Below are 26,411 nucleotides of genomic sequence, written 5' to 3' on the forward strand. Positions count from 1 at the left end.
CTCAGAGGTTGCGCTCGTACACCATCCGCAGGCCGATCAGGGTGATCATCGGCTCGTGGTGGGTGATGGTGCGGCACTCGCTGAGCACCAGCGAGGCCAGGCCGCCGGTGGCGATCACGGCCTTCACCTCACCCAGCTCCTCGGTCATCCGCTCGACGATCCGGTCCACCTGGCCGGCGAAGCCGAAGTAGAGGCCGGCCTGGAGGCACTCGACGGTGTTCTTGCCGATCACCGAGCGGGGCTTGGTGGCCTCCACCTTGCGGAGCTGGGCGGCGCGGGCGGCGAGCGCGTCGAAGGAGATCTCGATGCCCGGCGCGAACGCGCCGCCGAGGAACTCGCCCCGGCCGCTGATCACGTCGAAGTTGGTGGTGGTGCCGAAGTCCACCACGATGCACGGCCCGCCGTAGAGGGTGTACGCGGCCAGGGTGTTGACCACCCGGTCCGCGCCGACCTCCTTGGGGTTGTCGATGGCGAGCTGCACGCCGGTGCGCACGCCGGGCTCGACGATCACGCTGGGCAGGTCGGCGTAGTAGCGGGCCAGCATGGTGCGCAGCGAGCGCAGCGCCGCCGGCACGGTCGAGCAGGCGGCCACCCCGGTGATCTCCACGGCGTCACCGGCCAGCAACCCGCGGAACATCAGACCCAGCTCGTCCGCGGTGGACCGGGCGTCGGTCTTGATCCGCCAGTTGTGCACCAGCTTGTCGCCGTCGAAGGTCGCCAGCACGGTGTTGGTGTTCCCGATGTCGATGCAGAGCAGCACGGTCGCAGCCTAGACAACCGCCTCGCGGGCGGGCGCGCAGCGGCGGCCGAACCGTATCCTGAACACATCGCGGCATGAACATGGTTCTATCCACGGCACGGCCGGACGGGGAGCGGACATGTCGAGGATGTGGTGGGTCCGGGGGCGCAGCGCCCTGCTCCGGCGGCGCCGGCACGTGCTGGTGCTCGCGGTGCTGGCCGGCGGGGCGCTCTGGATGATCGTCCAGGCCGCGCAGTCGTGGCAACGCCACGGGCAGACCTTCCGCGGCGACCTCTACCTCAACATCGGCGCCGCCCTGATCATGACGCTCCTGACCTACCTGGTGCTCAACCCGCTCTTCCGGGAACTCCGGACCGCCACCATCATCGAGCACCCGCGGCTGGACCGGGACGCGCTGATCCAGCGGGTGGCGCAGTCCCGCGAGGTCGTGGCCATCCTGGAGACCTTCACCAGCATGCTGGAAGGGCCGTACACCACCCGGTTCCTCGCCGCGCTGCGCTTCGCCCTGGCCAACGGCGCCACGGTCCGGGTGCTGCTGCTCGACCCGGACTCCCCCGCCGTCCGGCTGCGCGCCGAGGAGCTGCGCCGGGCCGACACCGCCGTCGCGATCATGAACAACCTCTACCACTTCGGTCGACTCCAGCAGCAGCTCGCGCCGGCCGCCCGCTCGCGCCTCCGGGTACGGATCTACGCCACCGCCCCCTCGGTCCAGATGTACCGCTGGGACGACAAGGCGTTCATCTCGTTCTTCCCCGTGCACGGCAAGACCTTCGACGCCCAGCAGCTGGAGGCCTACGTCTCCACCCCGCTCGGCGAGTTCGTCGACGACCGGTTCAGCGAGCTGTGGGAGACCGCACCGGTGCGCGACCTCGACGCCTGCCTCACGCTCAACGTCTGCCTCCGCCGCGGTGACACCGAGCTGGAGTCCTGCGACGCGCGCTACGTCCGGCTGGACGGCACCTGGTACATCGCCGGCGGCGACCTCGTCCGCAACGTCGCCCGGCACGGGCTGGCCGGGCTGACCGTGGTCCTGCCGCACCGGCCGGAGGCGGCCGGGCAGGCGTTCGCCCTCGCCGAGGCCGACGAGCTGGAGGCCGAGATCTACCACCGCGCGCTCCAGCTCTTCCGCGCCAAGTACGGGCTGGACGCCCGGGACGACACCGAGAGCCAGGTCATCTTCAACCTGGTGCCCGCCACCGCGCTCACCGCCCGGGTGAGCTGACCCTCACTCCTCCCGCAGGTCCAGCGCGATGTCGAGGATCGGCGACGAGTGGGTCAGCGCGCCCACCGAGAGGAAGTCGACGCCGGTCGCCCCGTACTCGGCGGCCACCGGCAGGGTGAGCCCGCCGGTCGCCTCCAGCTCCGCCCGGTCGCCCACCGCGGCCACCACCTCGCGCAGCCGCGCCGGGGTCATGTTGTCCAGCAGCAGGAAGGTGGCGCCGGCCTCGACCGCCTCCACGGCCTCGGCCAGGGTGTCCACCTCCACCTGCACGGGCACGTCCGGGAACGCCTCCCGGACCCGCCGGAACGCGGCGCCGATCCCGCCCGCGGCCACCTTGTGGTTGTCCTTGATCATGGCGACGTCGTGCAGGCCCATCCGCTTGTTGGTGCCGCCGCCGGCGCGGACCGCGTACTTCTCCAGGGCGCGCAGGCCCGGCGTGGTCTTGCGGGTGTCCAGCACGGTCGCCTTGGTGCCGGCCAGCGCGTCGGCCCAGGCCCGGGTGTGGGTGGCCACCCCGGACATCCGGGAGAGCAGGTTCAGCGCCGTCCGCTCGGCGGTGAGCAGCAGCCGGGTCGGGCCGGTCACCGTGGCCAGCACGTCGCCGCGCGCCACCCGCTGCCCGTCGCGGGCCACCAGCGACACCTCGACGGTACGGTCCGCCCGGGTCACCTCGCCCACCAGCTCGAACACGGCCGCGGCCACCGGCAGCCCGGCCACCACGCCGTCGGCGCGGGCGACCAGGTCGGCGGTGTCGTTCTGCGCGTCCGGGATGGTGGCGACGCTCGTCACGTCGAGGAAGTCCGGGCCCAGGTCCTCGGTGAGCGCGTCGACGATCACCCGCCGGACCTGCTCCGGGTCCAGGCCACCGGCCCGCAGCGCCTGCTCCGTCGACTCCCTCACTGTTCCTCCCAGCGCTCGGTCAACAAGCCCTTCGCCCCGACACCGGCCACGAGGTGGCCGCGCCACCGCTCGTCGGCCGTCGGGAAGTCCTCCCGCCAGTGGCAGCCCCGGGTCTCCCGGCGGGCGTACGCGGCCGCGACCAGCGTCGACGCCACGGTGAGCAGGTTCGTCGCCTCCCAGTCGGCGGTGCGCGGCACGCCCCGGGCCTGGCCCAGCTCGCTGAGGGCGGCGGCGGTCCCGGCGAGGGTCGACGCCGAGCGGAGCACACCCGCGCCCCGGGTCATGGCCCGTTGCAGGGTCGGCGTGGCCCCGGCCGGCACGAGCCAGCCCTGACCGCCCACCCAGGCGCCGACCTCGGCCGGCTTCGCCTGCTCGGGCAGCCCGGCGGCGATGTCCTCGGCGATCCGGCGGGAGAAGACCAGCCCCTCCAGCAGCGAGTTGCTGGCCAGCCGGTTGGCGCCGTGCACGCCGGTGCAGGCGACCTCGCCGCAGGCGTACAGGCCGGGGATCGAGGTGCGGCCGCGCAGGTCGGTCCGGACGCCGCCGGAGGCGTAGTGGGCGGCCGGCGCGACCGGGATCAGGTCGGTGGCCGGGTCCACCCCGATGGCCAGGCAGGAGGCCACGATCGTCGGGAAGCGCCGGGCCAGGAAGTCGCCGCCGAGGTGGCGGGCGTCCAGCCAGACGTGGTCGGCGCCGACGGCTCCCGGTCGCGGCGCGGCGTCAGACGCGCCGAGCTGGGGTTGCCGTCCGGTGGCCAGCAGCGCCCGGTGGATGCCCTTGGCCACGATGTCGCGGGGCGCCAGCTCGGCCAGCTCGTGCTGGCCCACCATGAACCGCTTGCCGTCACCGTCGACCAGGTACGCGCCCTCGCCGCGCAGCGCCTCGGAGACCAGTGGCTGCTGGGCGAGACCCGCGCCCGGCTCACCGGCCGGCACGATCAGCGCCGTCGGGTGGAACTGGACGAACTCCAGGTCGGTGACCGCCGCGCCGGCCCGCAGCGCGAGCGCCACCCCGTCGCCGGTGGAGACGGCCGGATTGGTGGTGGCCGCGAAGATCTGCCCCATCCCGCCGGTGGCCAGCACCACGGCCCGGCCCAGGATGGCCCCCACGCCGTCCTCGCTGCCCTCACCGAGCACGTGCAGGGTGATCCCGCAGGCCGGGCCGAGCCCGTCCGGCCCGTCACCGGGCGCGCGCAGCAGGTCCAGCACCAGGGCGTGCTCGACCAGCCGGATCCACGGGTCGCGGCGCACCGCGGCGTGCAGCGCCCGCTGCACCTCCGCCCCGGTGGCGTCGCCGCCGGCGTGCACGATCCGGTCGGCCCGGTGGCCGCCCTCGCGGGTGAGCATGAGCGAGCCGTCCGGGTTGCGGTCGAACTCCGCCCCGATCCGCATCAGCTCGCGCAGCCGGGTCGGGCCCTCCTCCACGAGCACCCGGACCGCCGCCGGGTCGCAGAGGCCGACGCCGGCCACCTCGGTGTCGTACGCGTGCGCGGCCGGCGTGTCCGCCGGGTCGAGCACCGCCGCGATGCCGCCCTGCGCCCAGCGGGTCGAGCCCTCGTCGATGTTGACCTTGGTGACGACGGTGACGTGCAGGCCGGCCTCGCGCAGGTGCAGCGCGGCGGTCAGCCCGGCGACCCCGGAGCCGACGACGACCACGTCGGTGGTCTCCACCCAGCCGGGTGCGGGCGCGGCGAGCAGCCTCGGCAGGGCCGGCAGGTCGACGGTCGGAAGGTCCATGGGAACAGTCAACCCGAAGGGCTCTCGTCCCGGGCGCCGGGGGCGGGACGAGTGGTTTCGGCTACCTCGTCCGCACCGGGAGGCCCGCCGGGCCGGCCCCCTTGAGCGAGGTGGTCACCGTGCGGTCGCTGAGCCAGAGATAGCAGCGCACGCCCCGGTCGCCGACCGCCCACCGGCCGGCGCCGGGCGGGCGCACCACCACCCCGCTGCGGAACCGCAGCGTCGGGTCGTCGGGCACGCCGGCGTACGACGCCAGGACCGTGTTGCAGCCGGTGTAGAGGGGCGCCCAGTCGGCGTCCTTCCTCGGGTACGGGCGGTCCGGCGCCGCCCACACCCCGACGAACTCGGCGTCGTGGGCGGTGCGGCAGTCGACCGGGGTGAGCGTCTGCACCCGGCGCGCGTCCCGGCCGGTGCGCTGGCAGCCCAACCGCAGCGGGGACGGGCCCTTGAGCGCGTCGCGCAGGCTGCCCGTCCGGGTCACCACGGTCGCCGCCGCCTCGACCGTCGTCAGCTCGGTCAGGTCACAGCGGTACCAGCGCGACCCGGCCGCCCAGCCGGGCCCGGTGGGCAGCGCCACGGCCAGCCGCAGCCGGCCGGCCCGCCAGTTGTCGCCCACGTAGCCGCCGGCCCGGGTGTCGCAGTCGGCGAAGGCGGTCCGCAGCTCGGGCGAGCCGAGCACCGGCGGGCCGGCCCGCCCGACCGTGAACGTGCCCACGTGCACCGTCTCCACCCGGTGCGGCAGGTCGCAGCCCACCGGGTCGTAGCCGGACAGTCCCACGGCGGGGGTGAAGTCGGCGACCTGGCAGACCCCGGCGGCCGGGGTGAACGCGCCGGCCGGCGGCAGGGCGCCCCAGTCGTCGGTGAGATCCCCGTCCAGCCCGCCCGACGGGGCACACCCGGCCAGCGCCGCCCCCGCGACCAACGCGGCGACGAGGCTCCGCATCGCCCGGCCCATCGCGCCTCCCCCAGCCCGACGACCGTCGATTCCGACGGTCCGACAAGGGTAGCGGGAAATGACCTTCCGGTGACAGACCGTGCGTGCGGCCCGGGATCAGTTGAGGGCTGCGGCCAGCGGGTTGGGAACCGGGTCGCCGGCGGTGCCCGGGGCGGCCGTGGTCGGGTCGGCGGTCAGGTCGACGACCCTGTTGTCGGCGTCGACGTGCACCACCCGCGGCTGGTAGGAGCGCGCCTCGGCGTCGTCCATCTGCCCGTACGAGATGAGGATGACCAGGTCACCCGGGTGGACGAGGTGCGCCGCCGCGCCGTTGATGCCGATCACGCCGCTGCCCCGTTGCCCCGGGATCACGTACGTCTCCAACCGGGCGCCGTTGGTGATGTCGACGATCGCGACCTGCTCGCCCGGGATGAGGTCGGCCGCGTCGAGCAGGTCCTCGTCCACGGTCACCGAGCCGACGTAGTGCAGGTCCGCCTGGGTCACCGTGGCCCGGTGGATCTTCGACTTGAGCATGGTGCGGAGCATCGGGGTGCCTTTCCGAGGGATCTGGTCGGGTCAGGAACGCGGGGCGAGGTGGATCGCCGTGTTGTCGATGAGGCGGGTGGCGCCGACCCAGGCGGCGATCAGCAGCCGCGCCGCGCCGGAGACCGGGCCGGGCTCCAGGTCGGCGTCGGTGAGCACCAGGTAGTCCAGGCGGGCGCCGGGCGTACCCGAGTCGAAGGCCCGGTGGGCGGCGGCCAGCACGGCGCCGGCGTCCGCGCCCCCGTCGGCGGCCTCGACACCGGCCCGCAGCGCGGCGGAGAGGCTCAGCGCGGCCCGCCGCTCCTCCGCCGACAGGTAGCGGTTGCGACTGGACAGGGCCAGCCCGTCCGGTTCGCGGACGGTCGGCACGCCGACGATCTCCGTCGGCACGTCCAGGTCGCGGACCATCCGCCGGACCAGGGTGAGCTGCTGGTAGTCCTTCTCGCCGAAGAAGGCCAGGTCGGGGCGGGTGAGCTGGAGCAGCTTCATGACCACGGTGAGCACGCCGTGGAAGAAGCCGGGGCGGCTCAACCCCTCCAGGTCCTCACCGAGCGGGCCCGGGTTCAGCCGCACCTTCGGTTGACCCTCCGGATACATGTCCTCCACGGCGGGCGCGAACACCACGTCCGCGCCGGCCCGCCGGCAGATCTCCAGGTCGGCGTCGAGGGTGCGCGGGTAGCGGTCGAAGTCCTCGTTCGGGCCGAACTGGAGCGGGTTCACGAAGATCGTCACGAGCACGTGGTCGGCCCGCTCCCGAGCGGCGCGCAGCAGGCTCTCGTGCCCCGAGTGCAGCGCGCCCATCGTCATCACCACGCCGACCGTGCCGGTGAGGCCCTCGCGGGCCGCCGCCAGCTCCTTGCGGGTGTGCACCAGCTCCGTCATCAGTGCCTCCTCGGTCCGGGACTGCGGGGTCGGCAGGACCGGCTCACGCCGGCACCTGCATGCCGTCCAGAACGTCCAGCAGCGGCGCCGCGTCGGCCGGCCGCAGCCGGCCCGCCGCGACCGCCCGGTCCGCCGTCCGTCGGGCCAACGCCAGGTAGGGGGGCACGGATTCCGGGGCGGTCGCTGCCAGCCGCTCCAGGTGCCGGCGCACGGTGCCCGCGTCGCCCCGGGAGACCGGGCCGGTGAGCGCGTCGTCGCCGAGCCGCAGCGCGTTCTCCAGGGCCGCCCGCAGCAGCGGGGCGAGCACCTTCTCCGGCCGGTCCACCCCGGCGTCGCGCAGCCGGTCGGCGGCCTCGTTGACCAGGGTCACCAGGTGGTTCGCGCCGTGCGCCAGCGCCGCGTGGTACAGCGGCCGGTCACCCTCCGCCACCCACTCCGGCACTCCGCCCAGGTCGGTCACCAGCCGGGCGGCGAACGCGCGCAGCTCGGCCGGGGCGGTCACCCCGTAGGAGATGCCGGCGAGGCGGGCCAGGTCGTCCGGCGTACCCGTGAAGGTCATGGCCGGGTGCAGCGCGAGCGGCCGGGCGCCCGCGGCGGCCGCCGGGGCGAGGACGGCCAGGCCGTGCGCGCCGGACGTGTGCGCGACCACCTGGCCGGGGCGGAGCGCGCCGGCCTCGGCCAGGCCGGCCACCACGCCGGCGAGGGCGTCGTCGGGGACCGCCACGACCAGCAGGTCGGTGGCGGCGCGGGCCACGGCGGCGGCGGAGCGGGTGGGGGTCTGCGGGAGCAGCAGCGCCATCCGGGCCCGGGTCGCGCCGGAGGCGCCGGCGGCCGCGACCACCCGGTGGCCGGCGGCGGCGAGGGCCGCGCCGAGCACGGCGCCGACCCGGCCGGCGCCGATCACGCCGACCGTGAGGGTGCGCGGGAAGACGAGCGGGGCGCCGGCGGCACGCGGTGCGGCGGCCGGACGCGAACGCAGGGGTGCGCTCATGGCAATCGATCCAGTCCTCGAAGGGGGTACCGGTCGATCGCAAGTATGCGCCGGGGTCACAGAGCCGAAACAAGGATGTGTGAAAACCTTCACCGACGGCGCCGAGGGGCCGCTCCGGAGGCGCGGAGCGGCCCCTTCTGCTACGTCAGCGCGGACTGCGGAGGAACCCCGCGTCGACGAACTTGAAGTCGGTGTCGGGACGCGCCCCGCCATCCTCGCCGGGCGCCTCCGGGGTGTTCCGGCCGTCGTGCACCACCAGCAGACCGCCCGGGAAACCGGGCAGCGGGGTGGCGGTCACGGCCGCACCGTCGCACTCCTGCGCGCCGTCGACCCGGCCGCCGACCACCGCGAACCGCCCGATCGGCCGGTCGGTGCGCCGGTCGTAGGTGTAGAAGGTGTCGTCGCCCTGGCTGGAGACGATCAGGGTGCCGGTGAACCGGCCGGTCCGGTGGATGGTCAGCCCCTCGACGTCCTGGGCGATCCGCCCGCCGAAGCCGGGATCGGCGGAGTGGTCGGTGACACAGTCGTCCTCCTCGGCGTCGAAGGCCGCCGGGACGCCGTACTCGCGGACCCGCTCCACCGACCGCGGGGCGCCGGCGAACCGGCCGCCCACCAGCCGGGTCCGCCACAGGCCGACCTTCTCCTGGGCCAGGTAGACCACCCCGGTGGCCGGGTCCACCACGGTCCCCTCGACCTGCGGGCCGTCGCCCGGGTCGGTGCACGGCGACCAGGCGGTCCCGTCGGGCAGGGTGAACGTCGACGGCAGCACCAGCCGGTCCACCGGCCGGTAGCTGACCCGGCCCGCCCGCTCCACCAGCCGGAACACCCCCACCTCGGGGGTGCTGCGCCGGCTCACCACCGCGTACGCGGCGCCGTCGGTGTCCACGAACGTGCCCAGCCCGTACGCGGTGCGCTGCTCGTTCACCTCGGCCTGGTCCCGGCTGAACGCGAACGGCACGTCCGGCGCGGTGACGTCGGTGAGCAGGCGGGTGCCCGGGTCGATCCGGTAGAAGCGCAGCTGGTCGCGCCCCCGGTCGGTGACCACGGCCAGGTCGGCGGCCCGCCCGGCCAGCCGGAAGCCGGCCACCAGGTCCACGTTGTTGAACCGCCCGGACTCGTCGTCGGGTCCCGGCGCCGGGGGCGTGGCGATCGCCTGCCGCTCGCGGGCCCGCAGGTCGTACACCCGCAGGCCGCCGTTCTTCGCGGTGGCCACGACCAGGCTGCCCGCCCGGTCGGTCGGGTGCACCCAGATCGCCGGGTCGTCGGCGTCCGCGTCGCCGCCGGCCTCGTCGTCGAAGAGGGAGGCGGTCTCGGTCACCGCCCGGACCGGGCGCGGGGCGCCGTCCGCCGGTGCGGCCACCGCGGGGGTGGCGGCCAGCAGCAGGGGTACGACGGCGAGCGCGGGGACTGCGGTTCGTCTCATGTCCGCTGACCGTAGGGTCGGCACGGTGACGCCCCCTGAACGAGGAATGAACTGATGGCGCTCCGCTGGCGCGACGCGATGTCGACGGCCCTCTACGGACCGGACGGCTTCTTCGTCTCCGGGCCGGGGCCGGCCGCCCACTTCCGCACCAGCGTCCACGCGTCTCCGCTCGTCGCCTCCTGCCTGTCCCGGCTGCTGTCCTCTCTCGATGCCGCGCTCGGTCACCCCGCTCGTCTCGACGTGGTGGACATCGGCGCCGGTCGGGGGGAGCTGTTGCGGTCGTTGTCGGTCGCCGTGGGGGCTCCGCTGGCCGAGCGGGTACGGCTCATCGCCGTCGAGAAGGCGCCCCGGCCGGACGACCTGCCGGTGGGGATCGAGTGGCGGGACGAGATCCCGCAGGGCGTCACGGGTCTGTTGGTGGCCACCGAGTGGCTGGACAACGTTCCGTTGGACCTCGCGGTGCACACCCCGGCGGGCTGGCGGTACCTGCTGGTGGACCCGGCGACGGGCGAGGAGTCGACGGGTGATCCGGTGACCGCCGAGGACACCGGCTGGCTGAACCGGTGGTGGCCCGCCCCCGTCGCCATTAACGGGGCGGGGGGCCGGGTCGAGGTGGGGCGGAGCCGGGACGAGGCGTGGGGGGACGCCGTGGCGCGTCTTGACCGGGGGCTGGCGCTCGCCGTGGACTACGGGCACCTGCGTGCTGACCGGCCCGTTGACGGGACGTTGACCGGCTATCGGGGTGGACGGCAGGTCCCGCCGCTGCCGGACGGGTCGTGTGACGTGACGGCGCACGTGGCCATGGACTCGGTCGCCTCCGCCGGTGAGCGGGTCGCGCGGTGTGCGTACACCCTGGTGTCGCAGCGGGAGGGGCTGCGGGCGCTCGGGGCCGACGGCGGGCGACCGCCGCTGAGCCTGGCCTCCCGCGACCCGGCCGGCTACGTGCGGGCGCTCGCCGCCGCGTCGGCGGCGGCCGAGCTGACCGATCCGGCCGGCCTCGGCGGGCACTGGTGGCTGCTGCAACCGGTCGACATCGCCCTCGATCCGCTCATGGCACGATGACGGGCATGACCACCGACGCCGGCGACCTCCGCGAACTGACCGTCGGCACCGGCGCCGGCGGGGAGCAGCTCGGCACCGACATGGTGCTCAACATCGGGCCGCAGCACCCGTCGACGCACGGCGTGCTCCGGCTGAAGCTGGTGCTCGACGGCGAGCGGGTGGTCTCCGCCGAACCGATCGTCGGCTACATGCACCGGGGCGCGGAGAAGCTGTTCGAGGTCCGCGACTACCGGCAGATCATCGTGCTGGCCAACCGGCACGACTGGCTCTCCGCGTTCTCCAACGAGCTGGGCGTGGTGCTCGCCGTCGAGCGGCTCATGGGCATGGAGGTGCCGGAGCGGGCGGTCTGGCTGCGGATGGCGCTCGCCGAGCTGAACCGGGTGCTCAACCACCTGATGTTCCTCGGCTCCTACCCCCTGGAGATCGGCGCGATCACGCCGATGTTCTACGCGTTCCGCGAGCGGGAGACGATCCAGGCGGTCATGGAGGAGGTCTCCGGCGGCCGGATCCACTACATGTTCAACCGGGTCGGCGGGCTCAAGGAGGAGGTGCCGGCCGGCTGGACCACGCGGGCCCGGGCGGCGATCGGCGAGGTCCGCCGCCGGATGCCCGACCTGGACAACCTGATCCGGCGCAACGAGATCTTCCTGGCCCGCACCGTCGGCGTGGGCGTGCTGTCCGCGGCCGACGCCGCCGCGTTCGGCGCCTCCGGGCCGGTCGCCCGGGCCTCCGGGCTCGACCTGGACCTGCGCCGGGACGAGCCCTACCTGGCGTACGACCAGCTCGACGTGCCCGTGGTCACCAAGACCGCCGGGGACTGCCACGCCCGCTTCGAGGTGCTGCTCGACCAGGTGTACGCCTCCCTGGACCTCGCCGAGCAGTGCCTGGACCGGGTGGACCGGCTCAGCGGGCCGGTGAACACACGGCTGCCCAAGGTGGTCAAGGCGCCCGAGGGGCACACCTACGCCTGGACCGAGAACCCGCTCGGCATCAACGGCTACTACCTGGTGTCGCGGGGCGAGAAGACCCCGTGGCGGCTCAAGCTGCGCACCGCCTCGTACGCGAACGTGCAGGCGCTGGCGACCCTGCTCCCGGGCTGCCTGGTGCCGGACCTGATCGCCATCCTCGGGTCGATGTTCTTCGTGGTCGGCGACATCGACAAGTAACCCGGGGCTCAGCGCCAGCGGTCGGTCGCCCGGGCAGCGCCGGCCCGGGGAGCGTCGTCGCGCGGCGGATAGCCGTAGCGGGCCGGTTCGGGCTCGACCTGGCGCCACTCGGGCTGGCCGGTGCGCTGCGTCGGGGGCCGCCACTCGTCCGGCACCGGCACCCCGCCGGCCGGGAGCGCCGGCCGGCCCTCCTCGGCCCAGCCGCCGCCCGCCTCGCCGGGACCGGTCCCGCCGCGGACGGACGCCCAGCGGTCCTCGACCCGGTACTCGGTGCCCCCGCCGTCGGCGTGCACCGCGGCCCGCCGCTCCCCGACCCGGATCTCCCGGCCTTGCTCGTCGTCGCGGACCGCGGCCCACCGGTTGCCGGTGCGCAGCTCGGACCAGTAGTCACCGTCCGGGTCGTCGGCCACCGCCCGGCCGGGCTGCTCGGCCGGCGTCCAGCCGGCACCGGTCGCCGCCCGCTCGCCGTAACGGCCCCGGTCACCCTGGCCCGCCCAGCCGCCCGGACCGGTGCGGTCGCCCTGCTCCGCCCAGCCCACCTGGCCGCCGTGGACGGCCTCGTCGCGCGGGGTGGGGGCCCACCCGGCCTCCTCGCGGCCGCCGGGTCCCGGCGGCCAGGACCGGTCGCCGGCCGGCCCCTGCGGGCCCGGTCGCCAGGTCCGATCGGCGGCCGGTCGGGATCGCTGCTCGTCCGGGCCGGCCGACCAGGACCGGTCGTCGGCCGGGTCGCCGGACCAGCCCCGGTCGTCGCCCTCCCGGGCGGACCAGCCGCGATCCTCGTCCTCCCGCGGGAACCGGCCGCGGTCGTCGGCCTCCCGCTCGGACCAGCCACGGTCGTCGCCGGCCCGGCCCACGCCCGCCCACGGGTGCTCGCCGCCGGGCGCCGGTGACCAGGAGGCGTCGTCCCGGGAGCCGGACCAGCCGCCGCCCACCTGCGCGGACCGGGAGCGCTCGTCGTCGGCGCTCCGGTATCCGGCGCGGGGGCGCTCCTCCGGCTCCGCGCCGCTCCACGACCGCTCCTCGGGGGCCGGAGGCCAGCGGCCGGCGTAGCCGCCGTACCGGGTGCCGGCCGGGTCGGCGTCCCCGCCGACGATCGTGTGGCGGGTGGTGACGTGCACAGTTTCGGTGTGGTGCACGACCCCGACCTGCCGGGGCTCCGCCCGGATCTCCGGCTCGGGGGCGCGGGGCGCGCCGTAGACCCCGGACTGCGGGCGGTCGGCGCCGTAGACCCCGGGCTGCGGGCGGTCGCTGCCGTAGACCCCGGGCTGCGGGTGTTCGCTGCCGTAGGTCCCGGACTGCGGGCGGTCTGGGCCGTAGATCCCGGGCTGCGGGCGGTCGGCGCCGTGGCGGGGGTGGTCGGCGGCGGGGTCCGCGCCGTACCGGGCGGCGGGCTGCGGGCGGCGGATCGCCTCGTCCTCGTCGCGGGCGGGCTGCGCCCGGCCCGGCTCGGTGCGGGCGCGCCCCTCGTCGTAGGGCTCGGTGGCCGGCACCCGGGCGCGGCCACCGGGCTGCTCCTCGGCGGCGGACGTGGTCAGCCCCGCGGCGGCGGCCATGCCGGCGGCCGCGGCGTCGAGCCGGCGGCGCAGCGCGGTGACCGACTCCTGGGTCCGCTGGGCCTGGTCGAGTGCCTGGTTGCCGCGCTGGGCGGCGGCCACGATCTCGCTGCGCAGCTCCCGGCGGAGCTGCTCGATCTCCTCGCGCAGCTTTTCCGCGCCGGCCCCGCCGCCGCTCTCCGCCCGCAGCGCGACGGAGAGGCCGATCAGCACCACGGCCAGGATCGCCAGCACGGCGCCGAACCGGAGCGGGCCGTTGCCGTCGGCGACCAGCAGGATGAGGGCCGCCAGGGGCGCGAGCGCCACTCCGATCCAGAACAGGACGGTCAGCAGCTGCGGACTGCGGTTTTCGGCGGGGGCGACCGAGGCGGGCATGGCTGAGCAGACTACCGAGAGTTGCCCCGGTAGGGAACGGGCCGAAAGCATCGATGTAAAGGCCGGTGACCAGGGCTTCCCTCCCGGCCCTCACGGCTGCCCCGCGCCGGCGGGCCCGGGGGCCCGCCGGCGCGGCGGCGGTGGTCAGCTGGCGGCGAGCGCGGCGTCGGAGGAGAACACCAGGCCGACGCTGGCCGCGCCGGTCTTCAGGGCGTTCTTGGTCTGCGGGCCGCCCGCGTCGAGCGAGCTGAACGAGCCGGCCTTGAGGTCGTAGACCTCGACGAGGCCGGCCTGGCACTTCGGCCGCTGCGGGCACTCGGGCGGGCCGGCCAGCACGGTGGCCGTGCCGGAGCACTTGGCCGCCAGGTCGGAGAGGCTGGCGACCTGGTACTTGTCGGCGAACGCCTTGGTGACCGCGAAGGCGTTCTGGTCCTGCGCCTGGGCGGGCTGGCCGAAGCTGATGCCGACCTTGTCGCCGGCCGCCTTCAGCGCGCTGACCGTCTTGTCCAGCTCGGGCGAGGAGACCGGCTGGGCGTCCTTGCCGTTGGCCTTGGTGTTGAGGAACTCGGCCATCGTCGCCGCGTACTCGGGAACGACCTGGATCTGGCCCTTCTCCAGGGCCGGCTCGTAGAGCTCGCGGTTGCCGATGGTCTGCACCTTGACCTGGTAGCCGGCCGCGGTGAGCGTGATCTTGTAGAGCTCGGCGATCGTCTGGCTCTCGCTGAAGTTGCCGGCGCCGACCGTCACCTGGCCGCCGGGGCCCTTCTCGACGCCCTCGGTCACGCCGTTGGCGTCGGCGAACTCCTTCGCCGCGACCTGCGGGGTCTTCCGGTCGACGTCGACCGCCCGGTTCAGCTCGATCAGCTTGGGGGTGTCGAGCTTCGCGGAGACCTTGTCGAGCGCGGCGACGAGCTGCGGCGTGGCCGCCTTCGTGTTGATCGCCGGGATGACGTTGTCGGTGTTCTGGAGCTTCTTGTCGTCGGTGAGGACGACCAGCTTGTCGCCGGCCACCGGGGCGCAACCGGCCCCGGAGGCACCCTGCTGGGGGGCGTCGGTGCCGGAGGAACCGGCGTCACCGCAGCCGGTGAGGAGACTGGCCGCGGCGAGGGCGCCGAGCGCTCCCGCAGCCAACCGTGAGCGTGCGTGCATCAGGTGCCCGCCTTCCGTGTCCCGGCGCGACCCGTCCCGGGCCGGCCGCGTGTCCGACGGGCGGTCCGATCGAACGCCCGCGACTCCAGCCAATATCTTCCGGAGCCGACCGACAACTTCGAGCGAGTTTCGTCACCGGATCGTCATCGGTGCGGCTCAGGTGCCCGCCGTGGCGTCGGCCGCGCGGCGGGTCGCCGCCCGGCCCGCCCGGCGCAGCGGGCGCGGGGTGACCGCCCGCTCCACCAGCGCCAACACCCCCTCGACGAGCAGCGCCAGCCCGGCCACCAGGACGCCGCCGGCGATGATCTGGCCGCCGCCGGCCGCGATGTCGAGCCCGAAACCGGCCCGGATGATCTGCCCGAGCCCGCCGCCGTTCACGAACGAGGCCAGCGCCGCGGTGGCCACCACCTGCACGGCGGCGGTGCGGAAGCCGGCCGCCAGGTAGGGCACCGCGAGCGGCAGCTCGACCCGGCGCAGCACCTGCCCGCCGGAGAGCCCCATGCCGCGCGCCGCGTCCCGGGCCTCCGGGTCGGCCTGCCGCACCCCGGTGTACGCGGTGGCGAGCAGCGGCGGCACGGCGAAGACCGCGAGCGCGACCACCACCGCCGGCCGGCCGAAGCCGAGGAAGGTCAACGGCAGGATGGTCAGCAGGGCCAGGGTCGGGATGGCGAGAGTGACGTTGGACACCAGGAGCACCAGGCCGCCGCCGCGGCCGGTGTGGCCGAGCCAGAGCCCGATGGGCCAGGCCACCAGGCAGCCGAGCAGCACCGCCAGCGCGGACAGGGTGAGGTGCTCGCCCAGCCGGTCCAGGATGCCGCCCGGGTTGGACCAGTTGAGCGGGTCGTTCAACCAGACGACCGCCTGCTGCACCGGGTTCACGAGCTCCGCCTCCGCAGCCAGGGGGTGAGCAGCCGGCCGACGCCGGCCAGGATCAGGTCGAGCACCAGCGCCAGCAGCACGCAGAGCACGGTGCCGGTCATGATCTCGGCCTTGTAGAAGTTGTTCTGGAACCCGGCGAAGATGAGCTGGCCGAGGCCGCCCCGGCCGACCACCACGCCGACCGTGACCAGCGCGACCGTGGAGACCGTGGCGAGCCGCAGGCCGGTGAGGATGCCGGGCAGCGCCAGCGGCAGCTCGATGCGGAGCAGGCGGCCCCAGCGGCCGTAGCCCATGCCCTCGGCGGCCTCCCGCACCTCGGGAGGCACCTGGTTCAGCCCGGCCAGCGCGTTGCGCACGATGACCAGCAGCGCGTAGAGCGCCACCACGGTGAGCACGGTGATCGCGCCGATGCCCAGGTAGGGCGCGAGGAAGGCGAACAGCGCCAGGGAGGGGACCGTGTAGAGCACCCCGGTCAGGGCCAGGATCGGGCCGGCCAGCGAGCGGAACCAGTACGCGGCCACGGCGAGCGGCAGCGCCACGAGCGCCGCGATCAGCACGGCCCGGGCGGTCAGCCAGGTGTGCTCACGCAGGGCGGCGAGGATCGTGTCAGAGTTGTCCCGCACGTACTGCCAGGAGAACCACGGGTTACCGGGCGCGGCCCGGTAGCTCAGGTGGAGGGACACACGTGGACGTTACCCCGGCCGCCGGACACGGCGCGGCCTCGATCACCCTGGAGCGCATCCGCAAGCGCTACCCGGACGGCACGGAAGCGGTGCGGGAGCTGAGCCTGGAGGTCAGGGCCGGCGAACTGGTGGTGCTGATCGGCCCGTCCGGCTGCGGCAAGTCCACGGTCCTGCGGATGATCAACCGGTTGATCGAGCCCACCGACGGGCGGATCCTGCTCGGCGACGACGACGTCACCCGGGTCGACCCGGTGACGCTGCGCCGCCGCATCGGCTACGTCATCCAGAACGTCGGCCTCTTCCCGCACCAGACCGTCGCCGCCAACGTGGCCACCGTGCCGGGGCTGCTCGGCTGGCCCCGGGAGCGGACGCGGGCGCGGGTGGACGAGCTGCTGGAGCTGGTCGGCCTCGACCCGGGGCAGTTCGGCCGCCGCTACCCGCACGAGCTCTCCGGCGGCCAGCGGCAGCGGGTCGGCGTGGCCCGCGCGCTCGCCGCCGACCCGGTGGTGCTGCTCATGGACGAGCCCTTCTCGGCCGTCGACCCGATCGTCCGGACCCGCCTCCAGGAGGAGTTCCTCCGGCTCCAGGCCGAAGTCCGCAAGACCATCGTGCTGGTGACCCACGACCTCGACGAGGCGGTCCGGCTGGGCGACCGGATCGCGGTGCTCTCCGAGGGCGGCCGCCTGGAGCAGTACGACGTCCCCGCCGCCCTGCTCGGGGCGCCCGCCTCGCCGTTCGTCCGCGAGTTCGTCGGCGCCGACCGGGGCATCCGCCGGCTGGCCGTCACCCCGGTGACCCGCGAGGTGCTCGACCCGCTCCCGGCCGGTGGCGGGGCCGACCTGCCGACCGTGCCCCTGGGCGGTTCGGCGTACGACGCGCTGGGCGGGCTGCTCACCTCCGGCGCCGAGCACGCGGTGGTCACCGAGGACGGCAAGCCGGTGGGGCTGCTCAGCCGGGCCCGGGTGCTCGGCCTCGGCGTGCCGGACTGACCGGTCCGACGGCCGTGCCGGGGCGGACCGTCAGGCCCGGCCGCCCAGGCTGGCCAGGCCGACGATCCAGCCGGCGAAGAAGCCGTAGGTGACCCCCGTGCTGGCGGACTGGAAGGCGGCGAAGAGCGACCCGTGCGGCCCGAGGAGGGTGGCCAGCAGGGCCGTGACCCCGCCCGCCAGGGCGTACGCGCCCCAGCCGGAGAAGAACTGGCTGCCCGAGCTCTCCACCCGGGCCACCTGCGGGCCGGGCAGCAGGTAGAGCAGCGCCGCGGCCAGCACGACCAGCAGGATCGCCCGCAGGTTGGTAGCGAGCACGCCCTGCGACGGGTCCTCGGCGTGCAGCCGCCAGGCCGGCCAGGCGAGCAGCCGGAGGAACCAGCCGCCGGCCCCGGTCGGGTCGGTGTGGTCCTGCACCCAGCCCACGTACATGGGGCTGCCGCCGACCGCGACGAGCAGGAGCACGGCGAGCGTGCCGGTGCCGGCGGCCGTGCCGTACGAGGCCACGGTGCGGGGGCGGTTGGTGAGGGCCATGGGCCGGTCAGTTCCCGGCCCACCGCGCCGGGCAAACCTGCGTACCCGGTCTGCCGCCGAGGGTCGGCGGGTGGTCATCGCTCAGTGCTTCATGAGGTAGTCGATGAAGGCGGCGCGCAGCAGCGGCGCGGACTCCTCGTAGCCGTGCCCGGCCATCTCCCGCCACAGGGCGTTGGCCTCGTCGATGATCGGCCCGACCGAGTTGGGGGCGCCGTCCAGGACCGAGGCCTCGTCGGCGTTGGGCATGTGCCGCAGCACCGACCAGAAGAACTCGACGTCGCGGCGCTCCCGGGCCAGGTGGAACGCCTGCTCGCGCAGTTCCTCGGTGGAGAGCTTGTCCAGCTCGTCGAAGGTGCGGCCGCCGGGGGCAGGAGTGTCCGTCATGCCGCCGAGCCTAACCGGCGAGATCACCTGCGGCCCGCCGGACTCGGCGCCGGCACCGGGCGGTCAGCGGTCCCCGGCGTCCCAGCGGCGCGGCTCGCTCTCCCAGCGCGGCGACTCCCACGAGTCGACCGTGTCGGTGTTCCGCACCGGCAGCACCGACGGCCAGGCGTCCCCCGGCTCGGGCGGTGGCGTCAGCGCCCAGCCGGTGCTGATCGCGCCGTCGCCGGCGGGACCGGTCGGGCCGGCCGGGAGCGGGTTCGGCGGCGCCGGCCGGGGCCGCCCGAACGTCTCGACGAGCCGGGTGACCAGCAGCCCGGCGCCGAGCGCCGCCCCGCCGACGGCCCACCGGCTGATCGTCCAGTCCTGTGCCGCGGCCCAGGCCAGGAAGACCTCCACGGCGCAGACCGCCAGCAGGGTGCCGAAGATCCCGCCCCGCCGCCCGTACGCGCTGGTGCCGCCGAGCATGACCGCGCCGATCGCCAGCACCGACCGGTCGAGGCCCGTGGTGGGCGCCACCGGCCCGTCCAAGTTGGCGGCGATGAGCACCCCGCCGAGCACGGCCAGGACCGTCGAGCCGATCAGGGCCAGGGCGGCCACCGTGGCGGCCGCGGCACCGCGCCGCTGGGCCGGGTCGGCGACCGGCCGGAACCGCCCGAGCAGCCGGCGGACCGGTTTGATCGCGCCGAAGAGCCCGCCCAGGACGGCCACCGCGGCGAAACCGACGAAGAGGTAGAGGGCCGTGCGCCGGGGGTCGTAGCCGCCCTGCACCACGATCGGGGTGGTCCGCCGCTCGATGTACACGATCACGCCGGCCGCGCCGGCCAGGCTGGCCGCCCAGGCGGGCACGTGCAGCACCACCACGGCCAGCGCGAGCGCCAGCCCGCCGAGTGCCGCCACCGCGAGCGCCGGGAGCAGCGCCTCCCGCAGGCCGCGGTCGCCCTGCTCGGCGAAGTGCAGCGCGGCGGCCAGCGCGACCGGCCCCACCGCCAGGTTCACGGCGGCGGCCCGCAGGCTGAGCCCGGCGGCCAGGGTGAGCAGGCCGAGCCCGGCCACGTCGACCAGCAGCGTCTTCAGCGCGCCGCCCCGCAGCGCGTCCGCGTCCTCGCGCCAGAGCAGCCAGGTCAGCGCGGCCAGCCCGAGCAGCAGCAGGAACTCCCAGGCCACGTGCACGGCGATCCGGTCCCGGCCGGGCTCGCCGTGGCTGGGGTCGTCGAAGACGTTCTCCAGCACGGCCGCGGGCACCCCGGACGACGTCTCCACCGGCGCAGTCCGGCCCGTCTCGTCGTACCCCATGGCCCGCGCCTCCCACATGGCCGGCCGCGTGGTCCGACGCGCGGGCGGACCGGCGGCGGCCGTTGCTCTCCGGTCGCCAGGCACGGTACCTGCGGGGGAAGACGCTGGGAACCCCCTGATCAGAGGCGGCCGCGGGGAGTCTCCCGGTCGCCGGGCTCGCGGTCCTCGTCGTCCTCCTGCTCGGGGACCCGGCAGGACCGCTCCAGCCAGAGCGCCGCCGCGACCAGCGCGAGCGACGCGAGCAACCCGGCCCCGCTGGCCGGCCGGTCGCCCACCGCGGCGTTGGTCCGCTCGACGAAGAGCCAGCCGGTCAGCCCGGCGTAGAAGCCGGCGAAGATGGCCCCGGCCAGGGCGGACGCCTTCGCCAGCACCACGAACCGGGCGACCAGCAGCGGGTTCACCGGGTCACGGCCGGGGCGGCGCTCGATGCGACCGCGGGTGTTGACCGCCGCGTACCCCTCCAGCACGGCCAGGCCGGCCAGCGTGACGACCGGCAGCCAGGGCAGGTCGGGGGCCATCTCGTAGTAGAAGGCGCTGATCAGCAGCCAGGCCAGCGCGGCGGCGGCCAGCGCGGCCACCACCAGCGTGGAGATCCGGGTCGGACCCATCCGGAAGCGGTCCGGGTCCCGTGGGGATTGCGCCTGGCTCATGCCGTCCGGCTCCACAGGGTCATGTGTCCGACTCTAACGCCAGATCGGGGCGCGGACTGAGTTCCAGCGCGTCGGAGGCCAGCGGCTCGGCGTTGAGCAGGTCGGTCAACCAGCCGTGCCCGGGCAGCCGGCCGTGCGGCTCGATGTCGATCCACGGCCGCAGCACGAAGGCCCGCAGGTGGGCCCGGGGGTGCGGCAGCGTCAGCTCCGGATCCGCGCTGCGCACCGGCTCCCCGGCCGCGTCCCACACCGCGATCACGTCCACGTCCAGGGTGCGCGGCCCGTACCGCCGCTCCGGGTCGCGCGTGCGCCCGGCCGCCGCCTCGGCGGCCCGGGCCCGCGCCAGCCAGTCGCGCGGGGTCGCCGCCGGATCGCCGACCAGCACCGCCGCGTTGAGGTACGCGGGCTGGTCGGCGTCCCCCCACGGTGGAGTCTCGTAGACACCGGAGACCACCAGCACGGTGTCGCCGAACGAGGCCACCGCGGCGCGCAGGTGGGCGAGGCGGTCGCCCAGGTTGCTGCCGATCGACAGCACGGCCCGGGTCATCGGGTACGCCGCATCGTCACCGCCACGTCCGCGAAGGTGTGCGGGATCGGGGCCTCGGGCTTGTGCACGGTGACCGTCGCGGCGGCGACCAGCGGCTCGGCCAGGCAGATCGCGAGCAGCCGGTCGGCGAGCGTCTCGATCAGGTTGACCGGCTCGCCGGTGACCACGGCGACCAGCTTCTCGGCCAGCTCGCCGTAGTGCACGGTGTCGGTCACCTCGTCCGACCGGGCGGCCGGGGCGAGGTCGAGTTCGAGCACCGCGTCCACCACGAACTCCTGGCCCTTGGCGCGCTCGAAGTCGTAGACGCCGTGCCGGCCGTGCGCGCGCAGGCCGGTCAGCTCGATCCGGTCGGTCATCGCTCGTCCTCTTCCTTGGTGGACCGGGCCAGGCGGGGGCGGCCGGTGGCCCGCCAGACGGCGAGCGCGTCGGCCGTGCCCCGGACGTCGTGCACGCGGACCCCCCAGGCGCCGGCCGCCACGGCGAGCACGCTGGTGGCGACGGTGGCCGCCTCCCGCTCCGCGGTCGGCCGGGGGTTGCCGTCGGCGTCGGCCAGCAAGCGGCCCAGGTAGGACTTGCGGCTCGACCCGAACAGCAGCGGGAAGCCGAGGTCGACCAGCTCGGGCAGGCGGGCGCTCAGCTCCCAGTTGTGCGCGGCGGTCTTGGCGAAGCCCAGCCCCGGGTCGACGATGATCCGGTCGGCGGACACCCCGGCGGCCAGGGCCTCGTCGACGCGCAGGCTCAGCTCGGCCCGCACGTCGGCCACCACGTCGGCGTACCGGGCCAGGTCCCGCATCTCGCGCGAGTGGCCCCGCCAGTGCATCAGCACCCACGGGCAGCCGGCGTCCCGGACCACCCGGGCCATGTCCGGGTCGGCGAGGCCGCCGGAGACGTCGTTGACGACGTCCGCGCCGGCGGCGAGGACGGCCTCGGCCACCCGGGCCCGGCTGGTGTCGATGCTGACCGGGATGCCGGCGGCGCTCAGCTCGCGGATCACCGGCAGCACGCGGGCGATCTCGGTCTCCGCGTCGACCCGCTCGGCGCCCGGCCGGGTCGACTCGCCGCCCACGTCGACCAGGTCCGCGCCGGCCGCCCGCAGTCGCACTCCGTGTGCGACGGCCGCGTCCAGGTCGGCGTATCTGCCGCCGTCGGAGAAGGAGTCGGGCGTGACGTTCAGGACGCCCATCACCACCGGGGCCTCCGCCCGTACCAGATCGGTCACGGACCCGACAGTACCGGTCGCCAAGAGGGCTTCCGGCGGCCCGGGCGACCGCGCCGGACGGCGGCCCTGACGTGCCGATTGGAACAGGTGTACGATCGGTCTTCGGGCCCGTTCCGGGTCGACTCTTCGCGGGTTGTCGCAAAGGGGGCCGGGCCGTACGCTTTGGAATTGCCCAGCATCGAGATGGCGAAGCCTGGAGGGAGGGCCGAAGCGGGACGAAATCCCCCAAAGCTCGCCACCCTGTGTGGTGGGTGACGAACGCAGCGTCGCCGACGCTGTGCGGAACGAGCACCATCCCGCCAGGCTTTGCCCACATGCACCACCGCGGCGCCGCCGGCCGCGACCTTGGGGAGGTTTTCCAGTGATCGCCATCGAGCTCATGGGGACGGCGTCCGCCGCCGTCGACCACGCGCTCCACACCCTGGCGTCGACTCCACTCGCCGAGCCGGCCCCCAAGGGCATCGACACCAACGGTGTCGTCTCCTTCTTCGCCAGCAAGATCGCGCCGATCCTGCTCGCGGTGCTCGGCGTGATCTTCATCGGCCGGGCCAGCCGGGGCGAGATCTCCAAGGTGCTGACCAGCTCCGCCATCGCGATCATCGGGTTGGCCTTCATCGCCGGCGCCGCCACACTCTTCTTCGTCGGCGACTACCTCATCAAGCTGATCTTCGAATAGGCGTTGGGCGACGATGCGGCTGCGCACCGACGACGACATCTACCGGGCACGCCTCGTCTACCTGGGGCCGCCCGGGTACACCCTTCCCGTCCACCTGCCGTACGCCCAGTACGGCCTGTTCATGCTGCTCGTACCCCTCTACATGTTCATCCACTGGTTGTTCACGCTCCAGGTCGAGCTCTTTCCCGCCTGGGAGATCTCGCTCGCCATCGTGACCACCTCGTTCATCTTCCGGTACGTCGACCCGGACCGGCCGGCGCGCATGGTCATCCGGACCGCGCTGACCGACTGGCGACGCACCCGGGAGCCGGCCGCCGAGCTGCGCGACCCGCGCCTCGTCGCGAGCCGGATCAGGATCCGGGAGGAACTGGCATGACCGGGCGTACGCCGACGGCGCAGACGAACGACGCGGGTGAGGCGGTCGCATGAGTCGCTCTTCCACGCCGGGTTCCCCGGCCGGACGTCCGGCCGGACCCTACGGTAACCGTGCGCGTTCGTTCGACTACCCACCGGACGAGGAGCTGGACGAGGCCACCCTCGACCCGGCCCTGGTGACCAGCCCTCAGCACGGTCGCGTCGGGGTCTTCCAGCCGCCCCGGCCGCTGGCTCCCCGCGGTGCCGAGCAGCGGGAGCCGGTGGTCGGCGACAGCGGCGACATCGACTCCCCCTTCCTCGACCTCTTCGGCGGCGCGCAGCCCCGGGTCCGCCGGCCGGCCGGCCCGCCCGCCGGCCCGCCCGTTCCGGTGGAGCCGGTGGTGGCGCCGCCCCGGCGCGGCGTCGGCCGCGAGCCGCTGCCCATCCCCCACCAGCACGCCGCCCCGACCGAGCCGGCCCCGCACCCCGCCCCGATCGAGCCGGCCCTGCCGGCACCGCCCGCCGTGCCGGCCCTGCCCTCGGAGCCCACCACGGCCCTGCGGGAGGCGCCCGGCGTCCGCCCGGTCGGCCGGCCGCGCGAGGCGCCCGAGGCGGCCCGGCCGCCGGGGCACACCGCTCCCGAGCCGCCCGCTCTTGAGCCGCCGCCAGCCCGCACCCGGGTGCCGCACCAGGCCGGCGACCGGCTCCCGGCGCTCCGGTCCACCGTCGAGCCCGAGCCGGCCGAGTCCGAAAGGCCGGTCGAGCGCCCCGGCCGCCGGGCCGACCGGCGGGCGGCCGAGCCGGCCCGTCCCGACGGGCGCGAGATGGCCGCCGCCACGACCCGCGAGGTGACCCCGCCGCCCGGCCGGGAGGTGGCCCCGCCCCGGCAGCGGTCCCCGGAGCGCGGCGGGAAGCCCGCCAAGCCGGTCCGGGTCCGGGCCCCGAAGATCAAGTTCGGCGACCGGGACCCCTCGGTCGAGCTGGCCATCACGGAGATCGCCGGTCACCTCACCTTCACCCCCAACACGGTCACCGCCTGGTACTGGCTGCCCGAGGTGCGCTGGGCGTTCCGCCCCGACGCCGAGCGCGAGGCGCTGCTCTCCGCGATCTCCGAGCAGTACGCCGGCCTCGCCGGCTTCCGGCTGCACCTGCGCCGCACCACCCGCCCGTTCCCGGCCGACGAGTGGGCCCGCACCATCGACGCGCACACCGCCGCGCCGCTGCCCGACGTGCCCGGCACCACCGGCTGGGCCGACCACCTGGTCGCGGCGCAGCGGCACCTCATGGCGGTCAACCACGCCGAGGGGCAGACCTACCTCGGCGTCACCTTCGCCCGCCGGTCGCTGGGCGACTCGCTCACCGAACGGCTGTTGCGCACCTTCGGCCGGGGCACCGCCGACGGCGAGCGGCGCCGGCTGGGCCGCACCGTCGAACAGTTCGACGAGGTGCTCGGCGCGTTCGGCATGCGCGGCCGCCGGGTCACCGCGCAGGAGCTGGAGTGGCTGCTCTACCGCTCGGTGGCGCTGTGCATGGCGCCGCCCGGCGTGCTGTCCCCGATCACCAACGGGCGGTGGGAGCGCGGCGACCTGCTGGCCCTCACCGAGCAGGTCGAGCGCTACCGCACCCCGTACGGCTCGACGGTGAAGTTGGTCAACCGGATGACCGGCGAGGAGCGGCACGTGGCCGTGCTCGCGGTCGGCCGGATGGAGCCGCTGGAGATCCCCGAGCGGCACGAGCCCTGGCTGCACTTCCACGAACGGCTGCCGTGGCCCATGGAGCTCTCCACCCGGGTCGACATCCTCGGCCCCGGTGACTCCTTCCGGAACCTCGAACACCGGCTCCGGATGATCCGGTCCCAGCAGCTCGACTACGCCGAGCACGGCATCGACGCGCCGCCCGAGCTGGAGCGGCTGGCCAAGCGGGCGCTGGTGATCGGCGACGAGATGACCACGGGCCTGCCGGTGGACTCGGCCCGCGCGCACGGCTGGCACCGGATCGCGGTCGGCGGCCGGACCCGCGAGGAGTGCCTGGAGCGGGCCCGCCGGCTCATCCAGCTCTACTCGCGTGAGCTGCGCATCTCGCTGCAGCACCCGAAGAACCAGGACTGGCTGGCCCGCGAGTTCATCCCCGGCGAGCCGATCGCCAACACCGGCTACGTGCGGCGGATGCCGGTCAACCTGCTCGCCGCCGCCCTGCCCCAGGCCGCCTCCACCGTGGGCGACCGGCGCGGCGACCTGATCGGCCGGACCGCCGGCACCTGCCGCCGCCCGGTCTTCCTCGACCTGCACTTCCCCATGGAGGTCCGCGAGCGCTCCGGCCTCGCCGTCTTCGTCGCCGAGCCGGGCGGTGGCAAGTCCACCCTGCTCGGCGCGCTCGGCTACCTGGCCGCCCGGCGCGGCGTGCAGGTGACCCTGCTCGACCCGTCCGGCCCGCTGGCCCGGCTCTGCGCCATGCCCGAGCTGGCGCCGTACTCGCGGGTGCTCAACCTGACCGGCTCGGAGCAGGGCACCCTGGCGCCGTACGCGCTGATCCCCACGCCGCTGCGCAGCGAGTTCGGCGCCGGGGCGTCCGGCGACCGGGAGTTCGAGATCGCGGTCTCCAACGCCCGGGCCGAACGCCGGATGCTGGTGCAGGACATCTGCATGATGCTGGTGCCGCCGCAGGTCGCCCGGGAGGCGTCCACGGCCACCCTGTTCCGGCACGCCGTACGCCAGGTACCGGCCGAGGAGACCTCCACCCTGGACGACGTGGTCGCCTGCCTGCAGGGGCTCGACGACGACGCCGGCCGGGAGCTGGCCAACCTGCTCCTCGACACCGCCGAGATGCCGCTGGCCATGCTCTTCTTCGGCCGGCCACCGGAGGGGCTGCTCGGCGCCGACGCGGCGCTCACCGTGATCACCATGGCCGGGCTCCGGCTGCCCGACCTCAAGATCGAGCGGGAGTACTGGTCGGCCGAGGAGGCCCTGGCCCTGCCGATGCTGCACACCGCGCACCGGCTGGCCGTCCGCCGCTGCTACGGCGGCTCGATGTCCTCCCGGAAGCTGGTCGGCCTGGACGAGGCCCACTTCATGGAGGGCTGGCGCTCCGGCCGGTCGTTCCTGGTCCGGCTGGCCCGCGACTCCCGCAAGTGGAACCTCGCCGCGCTGGTCGCGTCGCAGAACCCGAAGGACATCCTCGGGCTCGACGTGCAGAACCTGGTCTCCACCGTCTTCGTCGGCCGCATCGCCGAGGACACCGAGATCGCCTCCGAGGCGCTGCGCCTGCTCCGGGTGCCGGTCAACGACGGCTACGAGGCCACCCTCGCCTCGCTGTCACAGGCCGACAGCGGCTCGGCCGCCCGGCTCGGCTTCCGCGAGTTCGTCATGCGCGACGTCGACGGCCGCGTGCAGAAGGTCCGGGTCGACGTGTCGTACGTCGACGGGCTGCTCGACCACCTGGACACCACCCCCGCCGCGGTCGCCCAGGCCGCCGGGCAGCTGCCGACCGTCCTGGCTGATCTGGAGGCGTGAC

General features: G+C 75.0%; 26 protein-coding genes. 7 read left to right on the top strand and 19 right to left on the bottom strand.

All coding sequences use genetic code 11. From position 1 onward, the window contains the following. Position 1: 1 nt before the first annotated feature. On the bottom strand, positions 2-760 hold the full coding sequence (locus ACZ6PY_RS13215; RefSeq protein WP_262282719.1) for a type III pantothenate kinase: 759 nt from the start codon (positions 758-760) through the stop codon (positions 2-4). Positions 761-878: 118 nt separating this feature from the next. Here ACZ6PY_RS13215 and ACZ6PY_RS13220 point away from each other — a divergent pair, with 118 nt between their 5' ends. Further along, a complete protein-coding gene (locus tag ACZ6PY_RS13220) occupies positions 879-1,982 on the top strand; it encodes a hypothetical protein (protein WP_466071832.1) in 1,104 nt (367 codons plus the stop codon). 3 nt (positions 1,983-1,985) lie between these two features. Here the strand turns inward: ACZ6PY_RS13220 and nadC are convergent, their stop codons facing one another. The 7 genes from nadC to ACZ6PY_RS13255 form a co-directional block, all read right to left on the bottom strand. Further along, positions 1,986-2,882, bottom strand: a complete 897-nt coding sequence (nadC, locus tag ACZ6PY_RS13225; RefSeq protein ID WP_466071834.1) for a carboxylating nicotinate-nucleotide diphosphorylase — start codon at positions 2,880-2,882, stop codon at positions 1,986-1,988. Next, complete coding sequence (locus tag ACZ6PY_RS13230; protein ID WP_466071836.1) at positions 2,879-4,618, bottom strand: L-aspartate oxidase; 1,740 nt, start codon at positions 4,616-4,618, stop codon at positions 2,879-2,881. The genes nadC and ACZ6PY_RS13230 overlap by 4 nt, the downstream gene beginning before the upstream one ends. A gap of 61 nt (positions 4,619-4,679) precedes the next feature. After that, positions 4,680-5,573 carry a septum formation family protein gene (locus ACZ6PY_RS13235; RefSeq protein WP_466071837.1) on the bottom strand — a complete coding sequence of 298 codons (894 nt, stop codon included), beginning with the start codon at positions 5,571-5,573 and terminating at the stop codon, positions 4,680-4,682. 96 nt (positions 5,574-5,669) lie between these two features. Beyond that, positions 5,670-6,098 (bottom strand): aspartate 1-decarboxylase, encoded by a 429-nt coding sequence (gene panD, locus ACZ6PY_RS13240; protein ID WP_466071839.1) that lies wholly within the window; start codon positions 6,096-6,098, stop codon positions 5,670-5,672. 30 nt (positions 6,099-6,128) lie between these two features. Beyond that, positions 6,129-6,977 (bottom strand): pantoate--beta-alanine ligase, encoded by an 849-nt coding sequence (gene panC / locus ACZ6PY_RS13245; protein WP_466071840.1) that lies wholly within the window; start codon positions 6,975-6,977, stop codon positions 6,129-6,131. Positions 6,978-7,020: 43 nt separating this feature from the next. Further along, on the bottom strand, positions 7,021-7,968 hold the full coding sequence (locus ACZ6PY_RS13250) for a Rossmann-like and DUF2520 domain-containing protein (RefSeq protein ID WP_466071842.1): 948 nt from the start codon (positions 7,966-7,968) through the stop codon (positions 7,021-7,023). 145 nt (positions 7,969-8,113) lie between these two features. Further along, positions 8,114-9,391, bottom strand: a complete 1,278-nt coding sequence (locus tag ACZ6PY_RS13255) for a phytase (protein WP_466071844.1) — start codon at positions 9,389-9,391, stop codon at positions 8,114-8,116. A 54-nt stretch (positions 9,392-9,445) separates the two neighbouring features. Here ACZ6PY_RS13255 and ACZ6PY_RS13260 point away from each other — a divergent pair, with 54 nt between their 5' ends. Both ACZ6PY_RS13260 and ACZ6PY_RS13265 read left to right on the top strand, forming a co-directional pair. Further along, positions 9,446-10,453 (top strand): SAM-dependent methyltransferase, encoded by a 1,008-nt coding sequence (locus ACZ6PY_RS13260; protein ID WP_466071846.1) that lies wholly within the window; start codon positions 9,446-9,448, stop codon positions 10,451-10,453. Continuing rightward, a complete protein-coding gene (locus ACZ6PY_RS13265) occupies positions 10,450-11,619 on the top strand; it encodes an NADH-quinone oxidoreductase subunit D (protein WP_262282710.1) in 1,170 nt (389 codons plus the stop codon). The genes ACZ6PY_RS13260 and ACZ6PY_RS13265 overlap by 4 nt, the downstream gene beginning before the upstream one ends. An 8-nt stretch (positions 11,620-11,627) precedes the next feature. On the opposite strand, the gene ACZ6PY_RS13270 is transcribed toward ACZ6PY_RS13265, so the two are convergent. The 4 genes from ACZ6PY_RS13270 to ACZ6PY_RS13285 form a co-directional block, all read right to left on the bottom strand. Next, entirely contained in the window at positions 11,628-13,547 is a 1,920-nt protein-coding gene (locus ACZ6PY_RS13270) for a DNA polymerase III subunit gamma/tau domain-containing protein (protein ID WP_466071848.1), read from the bottom strand. 144 nt (positions 13,548-13,691) lie between these two features. Continuing rightward, the gene (locus ACZ6PY_RS13275; RefSeq protein ID WP_466071850.1) at positions 13,692-14,696 is read right to left on the bottom strand and encodes a glycine betaine ABC transporter substrate-binding protein; all 1,005 of its coding nucleotides are present in this window, start codon (positions 14,694-14,696) and stop codon (positions 13,692-13,694) included. A 156-nt stretch (positions 14,697-14,852) separates the two neighbouring features. Further along, positions 14,853-15,575: an ABC transporter permease gene (locus tag ACZ6PY_RS13280; RefSeq protein ID WP_466071852.1), complete on the bottom strand. Its 723-nt coding sequence runs from the start codon at positions 15,573-15,575 to the stop codon at positions 14,853-14,855. Beyond that, positions 15,572-16,258: an ABC transporter permease gene (locus tag ACZ6PY_RS13285; RefSeq protein ID WP_466071854.1), complete on the bottom strand. Its 687-nt coding sequence runs from the start codon at positions 16,256-16,258 to the stop codon at positions 15,572-15,574. The genes ACZ6PY_RS13280 and ACZ6PY_RS13285 overlap by 4 nt, the downstream gene beginning before the upstream one ends. A 2-nt stretch (positions 16,259-16,260) precedes the next feature. Here ACZ6PY_RS13285 and ACZ6PY_RS13290 point away from each other — a divergent pair, with 2 nt between their 5' ends. Next, positions 16,261-17,247 carry an ABC transporter ATP-binding protein gene (locus tag ACZ6PY_RS13290; RefSeq protein WP_466071856.1) on the top strand — a complete coding sequence of 329 codons (987 nt, stop codon included), beginning with the start codon at positions 16,261-16,263 and terminating at the stop codon, positions 17,245-17,247. A 30-nt stretch (positions 17,248-17,277) separates the two neighbouring features. Here the strand turns inward: ACZ6PY_RS13290 and ACZ6PY_RS13295 are convergent, their stop codons facing one another. The 7 genes from ACZ6PY_RS13295 to folP form a co-directional block, all read right to left on the bottom strand. Then, complete coding sequence (locus tag ACZ6PY_RS13295) at positions 17,278-17,778, bottom strand: hypothetical protein (RefSeq protein ID WP_466071858.1); 501 nt, start codon at positions 17,776-17,778, stop codon at positions 17,278-17,280. 81 nt (positions 17,779-17,859) lie between these two features. Beyond that, complete coding sequence (locus ACZ6PY_RS13300; protein WP_466071860.1) at positions 17,860-18,162, bottom strand: hypothetical protein; 303 nt, start codon at positions 18,160-18,162, stop codon at positions 17,860-17,862. 63 nt (positions 18,163-18,225) lie between these two features. Then, positions 18,226-19,455 carry an ABC transporter permease gene (locus ACZ6PY_RS13305; protein ID WP_466071861.1) on the bottom strand — a complete coding sequence of 410 codons (1,230 nt, stop codon included), beginning with the start codon at positions 19,453-19,455 and terminating at the stop codon, positions 18,226-18,228. Between the two features lie 119 nt (positions 19,456-19,574). Continuing rightward, positions 19,575-20,063 (bottom strand): DUF3180 domain-containing protein, encoded by a 489-nt coding sequence (locus ACZ6PY_RS13310; RefSeq protein WP_466072079.1) that lies wholly within the window; start codon positions 20,061-20,063, stop codon positions 19,575-19,577. Between the two features lie 61 nt (positions 20,064-20,124). Beyond that, positions 20,125-20,652, bottom strand: coding sequence for a 2-amino-4-hydroxy-6-hydroxymethyldihydropteridine diphosphokinase (gene folK, locus ACZ6PY_RS13315; RefSeq protein ID WP_466071863.1), 528 nt, complete (start codon positions 20,650-20,652; stop codon positions 20,125-20,127). Further along, positions 20,649-21,008: a dihydroneopterin aldolase gene (gene folB / locus ACZ6PY_RS13320; protein ID WP_466071865.1), complete on the bottom strand. Its 360-nt coding sequence runs from the start codon at positions 21,006-21,008 to the stop codon at positions 20,649-20,651. The genes folK and folB overlap by 4 nt, the downstream gene beginning before the upstream one ends. After that, complete coding sequence (gene folP / locus ACZ6PY_RS13325; protein WP_466071867.1) at positions 21,005-21,871, bottom strand: dihydropteroate synthase; 867 nt, start codon at positions 21,869-21,871, stop codon at positions 21,005-21,007. Before folP ends, folB begins: the two co-directional genes overlap by 4 nt. 361 nt (positions 21,872-22,232) lie before the next feature. Here folP and ACZ6PY_RS13330 point away from each other — a divergent pair, with 361 nt between their 5' ends. Genes ACZ6PY_RS13330 through ACZ6PY_RS13340 form a run of 3 tightly spaced genes read left to right on the top strand, consistent with a single transcriptional unit; the run spans position 22,233 to position 26,410 of the window. Continuing rightward, a complete protein-coding gene (locus tag ACZ6PY_RS13330; protein WP_107078731.1) occupies positions 22,233-22,547 on the top strand; it encodes a hypothetical protein in 315 nt (104 codons plus the stop codon). Between the two features lie 13 nt (positions 22,548-22,560). Next, on the top strand, positions 22,561-22,923 hold the full coding sequence (locus ACZ6PY_RS13335; RefSeq protein ID WP_091317037.1) for a hypothetical protein: 363 nt from the start codon (positions 22,561-22,563) through the stop codon (positions 22,921-22,923). 49 nt (positions 22,924-22,972) lie between these two features. Beyond that, positions 22,973-26,410: an ATP-binding protein gene (locus ACZ6PY_RS13340; RefSeq protein WP_466071869.1), complete on the top strand. Its 3,438-nt coding sequence runs from the start codon at positions 22,973-22,975 to the stop codon at positions 26,408-26,410. The last annotated feature ends 1 nt before the right edge of the window (position 26,411 follow it).

It is taken from the genome of Micromonospora sp. NPDC048907, assembly GCF_055586885.1.